12 protein-coding genes are annotated in these 10,867 nt (G+C 64.7%); 10 read left to right on the top strand and 2 right to left on the bottom strand.

Annotation, left to right across the window (positions count from 1 at the left end; all coding sequences use genetic code 11):
* Both IVB32_RS35215 and IVB32_RS35210 read right to left on the bottom strand, forming a co-directional pair.
* On the bottom strand, positions 1-1,431 hold a 1,431-nt coding region (locus IVB32_RS35215; RefSeq protein ID WP_247412874.1), incomplete at its 3' end, for a helicase HerA-like domain-containing protein.
* 60 nt (positions 1,432-1,491) lie between these two features.
* Positions 1,492-1,695 carry a hypothetical protein gene (locus IVB32_RS35210; protein WP_247363435.1) on the bottom strand — a complete coding sequence of 68 codons (204 nt, stop codon included), beginning with the start codon at positions 1,693-1,695 and terminating at the stop codon, positions 1,492-1,494.
* A gap of 82 nt (positions 1,696-1,777) precedes the next feature.
* Between IVB32_RS35210 and IVB32_RS35205 the strand changes: the two genes are divergently transcribed.
* The 10 genes from IVB32_RS35205 to IVB32_RS35160 all read left to right on the top strand — a co-directional run bounded on the left by IVB32_RS35205 (position 1,778) and on the right by IVB32_RS35160 (position 10,688).
* On the top strand, positions 1,778-2,143 hold the full coding sequence (locus tag IVB32_RS35205) for a hypothetical protein (protein ID WP_018456871.1): 366 nt from the start codon (positions 1,778-1,780) through the stop codon (positions 2,141-2,143).
* Positions 2,144-2,169: 26 nt separating this feature from the next.
* Complete coding sequence (locus IVB32_RS35200) at positions 2,170-2,577, top strand: DUF4332 domain-containing protein (protein ID WP_018456872.1); 408 nt, start codon at positions 2,170-2,172, stop codon at positions 2,575-2,577.
* A 271-nt stretch (positions 2,578-2,848) separates the two neighbouring features.
* Entirely contained in the window at positions 2,849-3,709 is an 861-nt protein-coding gene (gene folP, locus IVB32_RS35195; RefSeq protein ID WP_026233258.1) for a dihydropteroate synthase, read from the top strand.
* Positions 3,706-4,074, top strand: a complete 369-nt coding sequence (folB, locus tag IVB32_RS35190) for a dihydroneopterin aldolase (protein ID WP_018456874.1) — start codon at positions 3,706-3,708, stop codon at positions 4,072-4,074. The genes folP and folB overlap by 4 nt, the downstream gene beginning before the upstream one ends.
* Position 4,075: 1 nt before the next feature.
* Complete coding sequence (gene folK, locus IVB32_RS35185; RefSeq protein WP_018456875.1) at positions 4,076-4,567, top strand: 2-amino-4-hydroxy-6-hydroxymethyldihydropteridine diphosphokinase; 492 nt, start codon at positions 4,076-4,078, stop codon at positions 4,565-4,567.
* An 81-nt stretch (positions 4,568-4,648) separates the two neighbouring features.
* Complete coding sequence (locus tag IVB32_RS35180; protein ID WP_018456876.1) at positions 4,649-6,520, top strand: methylmalonyl-CoA mutase subunit beta; 1,872 nt, start codon at positions 4,649-4,651, stop codon at positions 6,518-6,520.
* Positions 6,517-6,981, top strand: coding sequence for a GFA family protein (locus IVB32_RS35175; RefSeq protein ID WP_007608185.1), 465 nt, complete (start codon positions 6,517-6,519; stop codon positions 6,979-6,981). Before IVB32_RS35180 ends, IVB32_RS35175 begins: the two co-directional genes overlap by 4 nt.
* Before the next feature lie 9 nt (positions 6,982-6,990).
* Positions 6,991-7,176 carry a hypothetical protein gene (locus IVB32_RS35170; RefSeq protein WP_018456878.1) on the top strand — a complete coding sequence of 62 codons (186 nt, stop codon included), beginning with the start codon at positions 6,991-6,993 and terminating at the stop codon, positions 7,174-7,176.
* On the top strand, positions 7,173-9,329 hold the full coding sequence (scpA, locus tag IVB32_RS35165; RefSeq protein WP_018456879.1) for a methylmalonyl-CoA mutase: 2,157 nt from the start codon (positions 7,173-7,175) through the stop codon (positions 9,327-9,329). The genes IVB32_RS35170 and scpA overlap by 4 nt, the downstream gene beginning before the upstream one ends.
* A gap of 366 nt (positions 9,330-9,695) precedes the next feature.
* On the top strand, positions 9,696-10,688 hold the full coding sequence (locus tag IVB32_RS35160; protein WP_018456881.1) for a tripartite tricarboxylate transporter substrate binding protein: 993 nt from the start codon (positions 9,696-9,698) through the stop codon (positions 10,686-10,688).
* The last annotated feature ends 179 nt before the right edge of the window (positions 10,689-10,867 follow it).

The following is a 10,867-nucleotide window of genomic DNA, read 5'->3' as shown; positions in this document are numbered from 1 at the left end:
GCCGACCATCGAGCCGATCTGGCCGAGGATGCCACCGCCTCCAATGCCGCCGGCCGCGCCGGGATCGGCAGTCGCCGCCGTGCCGGCAATGCGCTTCTGGATGATCTCGTAGGCGGACTCTGCATCAACGGCGGTGTCGTATTTGCCCTTCACCGGGCTTGCATCCATGATCGCCTTGCGCTCTTCCGGCGTGATCGGTCCGATCCGGGCCGATGGCGGCCGGATCATCACCCGCTCGACCATCGCCGGCGTGCCGTTGCCTTCGAGAAAGGACACCAGCGCCTCGCCCTTGCCGAGCTCCATGATCACCTTGGCGGTGTCGAGCTTCGGGTTGGGGCGGAAGGTCTGGGCCGCAGCGGCGACCGCCTTCTGGTCGCGCGGGGTGAAGGCGCGCAGCGCGTGCTGCACCCGGTTGCCCAATTGTCCGAGCACGCGGTCGGGCACGTCGACCGGGTTTTGAGTCACGAAATAAACGCCGACGCCTTTGGAGCGGATCAAGCGCACCACCTGCTCGATCTTGTCCATCAGCGCCTTGGGCGCGTCGTTGAACAACAGATGCGCCTCGTCGAAGAAGAAGACCAGCTTCGGCTTGGGCAGGTCACCGGCCTCGGGCAGCTCCTCGAACAATTCCGACAGCATCCACAGCAGGAATGTCGCGTAAAGCCGTGGGCTCTGCAGCAGTTTGTCGGCGACGAGGATGTTGACCATGCCGCGGCCGTCGCGGTCGGTCTTCATGAAGTCCTTCAGCGTCAGCGCCGGCTCGCCGAAGAATTTGGTGGCGCCCTGGTTCTCGAGCACCAGAAGCTGGCGCTGGATGGTGCCGACCGTGGCCTTGGTGACATTACCAAAACCCTGCGCCGCCTTCTTGATCTCGGCAAGCGGACTGTCCTCGGCATCCGTCCCCTTCTTGCCCGCATCGGGCACGATGGCATCGAGCAGCGCGCGCAGATCCTTCATGTCGATCAGGGTCAGCCCGTTGTCGTCGGCGACGCGAAAGGCGACGTTGAGCACGCCTTCCTGCACGTCGTTCAGGTCCAGCATACGTGCGAGCAGCAGCGGGCCCATTTCTGTGACGGTCGCACGGACCGGGTGGCCCTGCTCGCCGAACACGTCCCAGAACACCGTCGAGAACTGGTCGGGCTCGAACGTCAGTCCCATCTCGGTGGCGCGCTTGACGATGAAATCCGCGGGCACGCCGACCTCGGAGATGCCCGAGAGGTCGCCCTTGATGTCGGCCGCGAAGACCGGAACACCGGCGCGCGCAAATCCTTCCGCCATAACCTGCAGCGAGACCGTCTTGCCGGTTCCGGTTGCACCTGTGACGAGGCCGTGGCGATTGGCGAACGCCAGCGTCAGCCAAGCCTGCTCGTTTCCTTTACCGACGAAGATTTTGTCGTCGGTATCACCGAGCTTGCTGTCCTGTGCGGTCATTATTCCCTGATCTCTCTGCCCTGTTTCGCATATCGAAACTCGAATGCACAGTTCCGTAGTTTAACGCATGTCGCGCGCTGATTGAAACCATTCAACGCGCTCCGGGCATGCGACATCGTCGGAAATATGCAGGTGGACATCCGCCGAAAGTAGGAAGGACGCATTCGCATCGCGGCATTTTTTTGCCGATTTCATCTCCGCTCTTGCATCACTGCAACACTTCTCGCGCGTTCGAGAATGAATCGGAACGTTGATGGCGTTCATCGCTTGTATTTCACACCACACCGGCTCAAGATCATTTTCGAAAGCAATACTCCGGCATGTGAACCGGCTGAGGGGCGGCCATATGGACGAGCTAATCGGGCGGCTGGCGACAAACGCCAGCATAGATAGTGCTGTCGCCGAAAAGACCGTCGGCATTATCTTGGGCTTCCTCCGCAACGAGGGTCCTTCCGACAGCGTCCAGGTCCTGATCGACCAGATTCCAGGTGCAGAAGCGGCAATCGAGGCATCCGGCACCGGCGGAGGACTGTCGCGGCTGATGGGCGGCGGCCTGATGGCGGTCGGCACGCGCCTGATGGGCCTGGGACTTGGCATGTCCGAGATTCAGAACATCGCCCGTGAACTTTTTCGCTTCGGCCGAGACAAAATCGGAGCGGATCAGATGGGCAAGATCATCGCGGGGACCCCGGGCCTCAGCCAGTTCGCCTGACGCCTGCGCATTTCACATCGAGTATCATGACATATCCGATCTCCGAGATTGAGGGCCTGTCGGCCTTTGCCGCCAACAAGTTGAAGGCGCAGGGTATCCGCACCACCGACGCGCTGCTCGAGGCGGCTTCGACCGTGAAGGGCCGCAAGGCGCTCTCCGTGAAGACCGGCATCAGCGAGCAGTTGCTGCTGGAATGGGCCAACGTCTCCGACTACATGCGCATCCCCGGCATGGGCAGGGCCAAGGTCGGTCTGGTCCGCGCCGCCGGCGTCACCACCGTGCGCGAGCTCGCCTACCGTAACCCGGCAAGGCTCGCCCAGAGCATGCGGGACGCCAACGAGAAGAAAAAGCTGCTCCGCATCCTGCCCTCGGAGAAGTCGGTCGGCGACATCATCGCCAAGGCGAAGAAGCTGCCGCCGAAGATTTCGTATTAGGACTGCTGCTCTCCGCATACGGGGTGGGCGCTACTCTCTCGGCATTGTTTTGCCCGATGAGCAACAATGCATCCCAACTCTGCCGTCATACCCCGCGAAAGCGGGGTATCCAGTACGCCGCGGCTCCTCCGTATCGCGGCACTGTCTCTGGATACTGGATTGCCCGCTTTCGCGGGCAATGACAGCGAGGGTGTGCGACGCCCTGTCCAAACGCTGGCAACCCACGCCTTCCCGTCTTGACTCCCCCTCCCCGACCGCTAAAGCGGGCCGCATGAATGCCTCGCCCTCCCCATCCGTCCCGGCGGCCGGTTCAGTCGGGCTTGACGTGCTGCGGACGTTACTGGAGCGGCCGATCCCGGCGGTGATGGGCGTGCTCAACGTCACCCCGGATTCATTCTCCGACGGCGGCGAATTCATCGCGCCCGAGCAGGCACTCGCGCGGGCGCGGGCGATGATCGAGGTGGGGGTCGACATCATCGATATCGGTGCCGAGTCCACCCGGCCCTACAAGGGCGCCCGGCCGGTCACCGCGGCAGACGAACTGGCCCGGCTTAAGCCGGTGCTATCGGACATCGTGGCGCTCGGCGTGCCGGTCTCGATCGACAGCATGAAGGCCGAGGTGGTGGCCTTTGCGCTCGATCAGGGCGCTGCGATCGCCAACGACGTCTGGGGCCTGCAACGCGACGCCGGCATGGCGCCGCTGGTGGCCGCGAGGAGCGTCCCTGTCATCGTCATGCATAACCGCGACAGGGTCGATCCCGCCATCGACATCATTGCGGACATGAAGGCGTTCTTCCAGCGCTCGCTGGATATCGCGGCACAAGCCGGCATCGCCCGCGACAAGATCGTGCTCGATCCCGGCATCGGCTTCGGCAAGACGGCAGAACAGAGCATGATTGCACTGGCACGACTTCGCGAGCTCGACATGTTCGGCCTGCCGATCCTCGTTGGTGCCTCGCGAAAACGCTTCATCGCCTCGGTGTCGCCGTCGGAGCCGACCGAGCGGCTCGCCGGCTCGATTGCCGCACATCTGCTCGCCGCACAACGCGGCGCGAAAATCATCCGCACCCACGACGTCGCCGAGACCTTGCAGGCCCTGCGAGTGGCGCACGCAATCGAGAGCAAGCCATGACCGATACGATCTTCGTAACCGGCCTGTCGATCCATGCCCGCCACGGCGTGATGGAGCACGAGACCGAGGTCGGCCAACGCTTTGTCATCGACCTCGAGCTCTATACCGACCTGTCGGAGCCTTCCCGCAGCGACCGGCTCGCCGACACCGTGTCCTACGCCGACGTCGTGGCGACCACCACCGCGGCCTTCAAGAACACCAATTACAAGCTACTGGAGCGCGCGGCCGGCGCGGTGGCCGACGCCATCCTGTCGCACTTTCCGCGCATCCGTGCGGTCAAGATCACCGTGCACAAGCCGCATGCGCCGATCGCCGCGATCTTCGACGACGTCGGCGTCATGCTGACGCGCTCGCGGCACCCCTGACATGGCGAGCGTCCTGATTGCGCTCGGCGGCAATGTCGGCGATGTCCGCGCGACCTTCCAGAAGGCAATCGCCCATATCTGCGGCATGGCGCAGGCCGCTTTGATCGCGCGCTCGTCGGACTATGCGACGCCGCCCTGGGGCGACGAGGACCAGGCTCCCTTCATCAACGCCTGCATCGAGATCGAGACCAGCCTTGATCCGCATGCGCTCCTGTTCGTGATGCAGAAGGTCGAGCAGAAATTCGGCCGCACGCGCGATAAAGAGCGGCGCTGGGGCCCGCGCACGCTCGATCTCGACATGATCGCCTATGACGATGTGTCGATGCAGAAGCCTGACCTGACCCTGCCGCATCCGCGCCTATTCGAGCGCGCCTTTGTGCTGGTGCCGCTGGCCGAGATCGCGCCCGACCGCGTGATCGCAGGCATTCGTGTCCATGACGGTCTCGCCAGCGTCTCGACACAAGGCATTGAGCGGCTTCCGGATACCGGTTAACCAAAAACAACCGTTTGCAGGGACGGCCGGCCGTGGCAATTTCGCCTGCGAACAACAAGATTTTCGGGAGCCCTTCGCCGCATGACCTCCGCGACTGACGACCTGCCGCTGGCGGCGGATTTTCCCAAGGCGACCGTCGACGACTGGCGCAAGCTGGTCGATGGCGTGCTAAAGGGCGCGCCGTTCGAGAAGCTGGTCGCCAAGACCTATGACGGACTCAAGATCGATCCGCTCTATCCGCGCGCCAAAGGTGTTGCGCCCGTGGTGGGCCGGCCGGCGGCGGCGCCCTGGCGGATCATGCAGCGGATCGACCATCCCGATGCAAGTGCGGCGAATGCGCAGGCACTGACCGATCTCGAAAATGGCGCGACGGGTCTGGCGCTGGTGTTCGCCGGCGGCAATGCCGCTCACGGTTTCGGGCTGGAACCGACCGCCGACGCAGTCGCAAGGATCTTGAAGGACGTCCATCTCGATGCCGGCATCGGCCTCGAGCTCGAGATCGGTCCGCAATCGCGGATGGCGGCGATCCACGTCGCGGAATATGTGAAGAGCAAGGGCATCGATCCCGGGGCCTGCGACATCCGCTTCGGGCTCGATCCGCTCGCGGCCTGCGCGGTGTGGGGCCACAGCCCCTATACCTGGGATGAGATCGTTCCGGCCATCACCGGCGGCGTCAAGGGCCTCTCCGCGCTCGGCTTCAAGGGGCCGTTTACATCGGCCGACGGACGCGTGATCCACGATGCCGGTGGCTCGGAGGCGCAGGAGCTCGCCTTCGCGCTCGCCTGCGGCGTCGCTTATTTCCGCGCGATCGAGGGCGCGGGCGTTCCTCTGGAGCAGGCGCAGGGCATGGTCTATGCGCGGCTTGCCGCGGATGCAGACCAGTTCCTCACCATGGCAAAATTCCGCGCATTGCGGCTGCTGTGGGCGCGTATCGAGACGGCGTGCGGGCTCACGCCAAAACCGCTGTACATCGCCGCCGATACCGCTTGGCGCATCCTGACGCAGCGCGATCCCTATGTGAACATGCTGCGCGCGACCATGGCGACGTTTGCGGCCGGACTTGCCGGCGCCAACGCGGTCACCGTGCTGCCGCATACGCTGGCGCTCGGCCTGCCCGATCCATTCGCACGGCGCGTGGCGCGCAATACTCAGCTCGTGCTGCTGGAAGAGAGCAACCTCGCCAAGGTCAGCGATCCCGCGGCAGGCGCAGGCGGCATCGAGACGCTGACCGGCCAGCTCTGCGACGCGGCTTGGGCGCTCTTCCAGGAGAGCGAGAGAGCCGGCGGCGCCTTCGCTGCGCTTCAGCAGGGCCTGTTCCAGAGCAAGGTCGCGGCTGCGCGAAAAGCCCGCGACGCCAACATCGCAAAACGCCGCGACGTGCTGACCGGCGCCAGTGAGTTTCCGAACCTGCACGAGAACGAGACTGCGGTGCTGAAGGCGACGCCGATCGCGCTGGCGCCCTATGGCGAGCAAAAATACAAGTTCGACCCGCTGCCGCCGATCCGGCTTGCGGAACCGTTCGAGGCGCTGCGCGACAAATCCGATGCGGCCTTGAAGGCACACGGCGCGCGGCCGAAAGTCTTCTTGGCCAATCTCGGCACGCCCGCTGATTTCACGGCGCGCGCGACCTTTGCCAAAAGCCTGTTCGAGACCGGCGGCATCCAGGCTGTCGACAGCGAGGGCTTCGCTGATCCGGCCCAGCTAGCTGCGGCCTTCAAGGCCTCCGGCGCCGGGCTCGCCTGTCTTTGTTCCAGCGACAAGGTTTATGCGGAACACGCCCAAGCCGCGGCGCAGGCCCTGCAAACCGCCGGGGCCCGACTTATCTATCTGGCAGGCCGCCCGACCGATGTCGAGGCGGCGCTGCGTGCAGCCGGCGTCACCGGCTTCGTCTTTGCCGGTGCCGATGCGCTTGCGACGCTGCAAGACACGTATCGACGGATGGAGCAGCCATGACGGAAGCAGGCAAACCCGTTCTCACCGGCGGCTGCCAATGCGGGGCAGTGCGCTTTGGAGTCATGACGGCGCCGAACAGGGTTTCGATCTGCCACTGCCGGATGTGCCAGAAGGCCAGCGGCGCGCCGTTCGCCTCTTTTGCCGACATCAACAAGACGGACTTCGCCTGGACCAAGGGAAAGCCGTCGTTCTTCCGCTCCTCCTCCATCGCCGAGCGCGGCTTTTGCGCCGCCTGCGGCACGCCGCTGAGCTTTGGCCGCATCGACGGCGATCGGATCGAGATCATGACCGGCGCGTTCGACCGCCCGGACCACGTGGTGCCGACGCGGCAGTTCGGCACCGAGTCCCGTCTCGGCTGGGTGGTCGGGATCGCCAATCTTCCAAGCCAGACCACGCAGCAGAATTACGGACCGGAGAAGATGGCGACCATCGTCAGCCATCAGCATCCGGACCATGATTGAGGCGCCGCCATGTTTCAGCTGCTCGGACAAACGTTGCTCGGTCTGGCAGAATGGAAGATTGGGAAGCTGTTCGCGCGGCTGCTCTGGGTTGGGACCGGCCAAATTACTCAGAGCCGCTTGGACGATCCCGTCTACAAGAAAAATGTGCAAAAGCTGATTGAGCGCAATCGCAGGTTTGAGGATCCCAAGGAATGACCCGCATTCCCAATTTCGCCGACGTCGCCTTCGAGCGCGCCGCCGCCGGCGCCCCGACCGGCAGCGCCGAGCCGTGGCTGACGCCCGAGGGCATTCTGGTGAAGCCCGCTTATAGCGAGGCCGATCTGGCCGGGCTCGACTTCCTCGATACCTATCCGGGCATCGCGCCTTATCTGCGCGGCCCCTACCCGACCATGTATGTCAACCAGCCTTGGACCGTCAGGCAATATGCCGGCTTCTCCACCGCGGAGGATTCCAACGCGTTCTACCGCCGCAATCTCGCGGCCGGACAGAAGGGCCTCTCGGTCGCGTTCGATCTCGCCACCCATCGCGGCTATGACAGCGACCATCCGCGCGTCGGCGGCGACGTCGGCATGGCCGGCGTCGCCATCGATTCCATCTACGACATGCGCACGCTGTTTGCGGGCATTCCGCTCGACCAGATGAGCGTGTCCATGACCATGAACGGCGCGGTGCTGCCGATCCTCGCGCTCTACGTTGCGGCGGCCGAGGAACAGGGCGTGCCGCCGGAGAAGCTCTCAGGGACCATTCAGAACGACATTCTGAAAGAGTTCATGGTGCGCAACACCTACATCTATCCGCCCGCGCCTTCGATGCGGATCATCTCGGACATTTTTGCGTATACCTCGCAAAAAATGCCGAAATACAATTCGATCTCGATCTCCGGCTATCACATGCAAGAGGCCGGCGCGACGCAGGACCTCGAGCTCGCCTATACGCTGGCCGACGGCGTCGAATACCTTCGTGCCGGCCTTGCGGCGGGCCTCGATGTCGACCGCTTCGCGCCGCGGCTGTCGTTCTTCTGGGCGACCGGGATGAACTTCTTCATGGAAGTGGCCAAGATGCGCGCCGCGCGGCTGCTCTGGGCGAAGCTGCTGAAGCCTTTCAATCCGAAGGATCCGCGCTCGCTGTCACTGCGCACGCATTGCCAGACATCCGGCTGGTCGCTGACCGCGCAGGACGTCTTCAACAACGTGATGCGCACGACTGTGGAAGCGATGGCGGCGACGCAAGGCCACACCCAGTCGCTGCACACCAATGCGCTCGACGAGGCGCTCGCTTTGCCGACCGACTTTTCGGCGCGCATTGCCCGCAACACCCAGCTCTTCCTGCAGCACGAGAGCGGCACCACCCGCATCATCGATCCCTGGGGCGGCTCGTATTATGTCGAGCGTCTCACCCGCGACCTCGCCGCCAAGGCCTGGGGCCACATCCAGGAGGTCGAGGAGCTCGGGGGTATGGCCAAGGCGATCGAGGCCGGCGTACCGAAGCTGCGCATCGAGGAAGCCTCGGCCAAGACCCAGGCCCGCATCGACGCCGGCAAGCAGGCGGTGATCGGCGTCAACAAATACAAGCCGACGGACGAAGCTCCGATCGATATCCTCAAGGTCGACAATACCAATGTCCGCCGGCTCCAGATCGACAAGCTGACGCGGCTGAAGTCCGAACGCAACCAAAAGGACGTCGAGGCCGCGCTCGCCGCGCTGACGCGCTCGGCGGGCGAAGGCAACGGCAATCTGTTGGCGCTGGCCATCGACGCTGCGCGCGCGAAGGCAACCGTCGGCGAGATCTCGGACGCGATGGAGAAGGTGTTCGGCCGGCACCGCGCCGAGATCAAATCCATCACCGGCGTCTACAAGCGGGAGGCGTCCAGCATGGGTAACCGGGTCGAGAAGGTTCAGGCGCTGATCGACGCCTTCGAGGAGGCGGAAGGCCGCCGTCCGCGCATCCTGGTCGCAAAAATCGGTCAGGACGGTCACGACCGCGGCCAGAAGGTGATCGCGTCGGCCTTCGCCGATATCGGCTTCGACGTCGACATTGGGCCGCTGTTCGCGACCGCCGACGAAGCCGCGCGCCAAGCGGTCGAGAACGACGTCCACATCCTCGGCGTCTCCTCGCTTGCCGCCGCCCACCTCACCGCAGTGCCGGAGCTCAAGGCCGCGCTGAAGAAGCAGGGCCGCGACGACATCATGATCATCGTCGGCGGCGTGGTGCCGCCACAGGATTACGATGCGCTCTACGCGGCCGGCGCGGAAGCCATCTTCCCGCCGGGCACGGTGATCGCGGACGCGGCCGAGGAGCTGATCCGCAAGCTGAACGCCCGGCTCGGGCATAGCGAGGCGGCAGAGTAATTCGGCCGCCGCTCGGCAATCCGCCCATTCTTCACCGAGACCGCCGACAACGACGCCGCCATGACCGCAATGGTGAAGGGGGTGACTGCATCGCTCATGGTCGCAAAGATGAAGCGCGATGCGAGCGCGACTGCGACGACTGGTTCGCGGAATTGAAGCGGAGCCTGCTCAGATGGGCGCGGTGACGTTTGCGTCCTCAACCGAGGCGGGCAAGACTCCCGGCCTCGCCTTCCACTATTCCACGCATGAGGGCCGCGTTGCCCGCAGAGCGCTGGTAGCGCTACCTTGCAGCCGCGCTGCAAAGCCGACTAGAATGTCGCCATAGACAAGAGCGCCCGACGTCGTGGGCGCCGCTGGGAGGCATTGATGTCCAAGATTACGCGCCGCAGCTTTGCGGCTTCATCTGCCGCAGTCGCGGCATCCGCCGCATTCGGTCTCACACCCGTACGCGCGCAAGCCTATCCAGCGCGGCCCGTCACCGTGATCGTTCCCTGGGGCGCGGGCGGCGGCACTGACGCGACCGCGCGCATTGTCGCAGCGCTTCTGGAGAAGGATCTCGGCCAGCCCTTCAACGTGGTCAATCGCACCGGCGGCTCCGGCGTCGTCGGCCATACCGCGATCGCGACCGCGCAACCTGATGGCTACACCATCGGCATGCTCACCGTCGAAATCTCGATGATGCACTGGCAAGGGCTGACCGAGCTGGCGCCGAAGAGCTACACCCCGCTGGCGCTGATGAACGAAGACCCCCCGGGCATCCAGGTCTCCTCCTCCTCGCCCTACAAGACGGTGAAGGAGCTCGCGGAAGCCATCAAGGCGGCCCCTCCCGGCAAGTTCAAGGCCTCCGGCACCGGCCAGGGCGGCATCTGGCATCTGGCGCTGGTCGGCTGGATGCAGGCGATGGGCCTGCCTGCCAACCAGGTCGCCTGGGTGCCGTCCAACGGCGCCGCACCCGCGATGCAGGACCTCGCCGCCGGCGGCCTCGACCTCACCACCTGCTCGGTGCCGGAAGCCCGCGCCATCATCGAGGCCGGCAAGGCCAGGAGCCTTGCTATCATGGCGCCGGCGCGCAATCCCATCTTCAAGGACGTGCCGACGCTGAAGGAGGCGATGGGCATCGACTACGCGACCGGCGCCTGGCGCGGCATCGCCGGGCCGAAGAACCTGCCGCCGGAGATCGCAACGAAGCTCACCGCGGCGCTGCAGAAGGTCTACGACTCCGCCGAGTTCAAGGACTTCATGAGCAATCGCGGCTTCGGCACCGTGTGGGGCGATGCCGGCCAGTTCGCAAGCTTCATGGACAAGGGCGACGCCCAGATGGGCGAAGCGATGAAGGCGGCGGGTCTGAGCAAGGCGTGATCTTGTCACCTCTCCCCGCTTGCGGGGAGAGGTCGAATTTGAGCGCAGCCCAAATTCGGGTGAGGGGGAGTCTCTCCAAGTCCAGCTTTCACCGCCAACGCGGACGCAGCCCCGGACTCCACCCTCTCTCCGTAAGAACGGGGTGAGGGATAAGAAATCTCATAGGATCCTCCCATGCG

Source organism: Bradyrhizobium sp. 23 (assembly GCF_023073295.1).
Classification (GTDB): Bacteria; Pseudomonadota; Alphaproteobacteria; order Rhizobiales; family Xanthobacteraceae; genus Bradyrhizobium; species Bradyrhizobium canariense_D.
The sequence above is the reverse complement of the archived record's forward strand: the minus strand, read 5'-3'. Positions and strand labels throughout refer to the sequence as shown.

Coding starts and splice junctions, on each gene's coding strand:
- IVB32_RS35180 (WP_018456876.1), top strand. CDS start 4,649: ATGACCTCCGCGACTGACGACCTGCCGCTGGCGGCGGATTTTCCCAAG.
- IVB32_RS35175 (WP_007608185.1), top strand. CDS start 6,517: ATGACGGAAGCAGGCAAACCCGTTCTCACCGGCGGCTGCCAATGCGGG.
- scpA (WP_018456879.1), top strand. CDS start 7,173: ATGACCCGCATTCCCAATTTCGCCGACGTCGCCTTCGAGCGCGCCGCC.
- IVB32_RS35160 (WP_018456881.1), top strand. CDS start 9,696: ATGTCCAAGATTACGCGCCGCAGCTTTGCGGCTTCATCTGCCGCAGTC.
- IVB32_RS35205 (WP_018456871.1), top strand. CDS start 1,778: ATGGACGAGCTAATCGGGCGGCTGGCGACAAACGCCAGCATAGATAGT.
- folP (WP_026233258.1), top strand. CDS start 2,849: ATGAATGCCTCGCCCTCCCCATCCGTCCCGGCGGCCGGTTCAGTCGGG.
- folK (WP_018456875.1), top strand. CDS start 4,076: ATGGCGAGCGTCCTGATTGCGCTCGGCGGCAATGTCGGCGATGTCCGC.
- IVB32_RS35210 (WP_247363435.1), bottom strand. CDS start 1,695: ATGAACGCCATCAACGTTCCGATTCATTCTCGAACGCGCGAGAAGTGT.
- IVB32_RS35170 (WP_018456878.1), top strand. CDS start 6,991: ATGTTTCAGCTGCTCGGACAAACGTTGCTCGGTCTGGCAGAATGGAAG.
- folB (WP_018456874.1), top strand. CDS start 3,706: ATGACCGATACGATCTTCGTAACCGGCCTGTCGATCCATGCCCGCCAC.
- IVB32_RS35200 (WP_018456872.1), top strand. CDS start 2,170: ATGACATATCCGATCTCCGAGATTGAGGGCCTGTCGGCCTTTGCCGCC.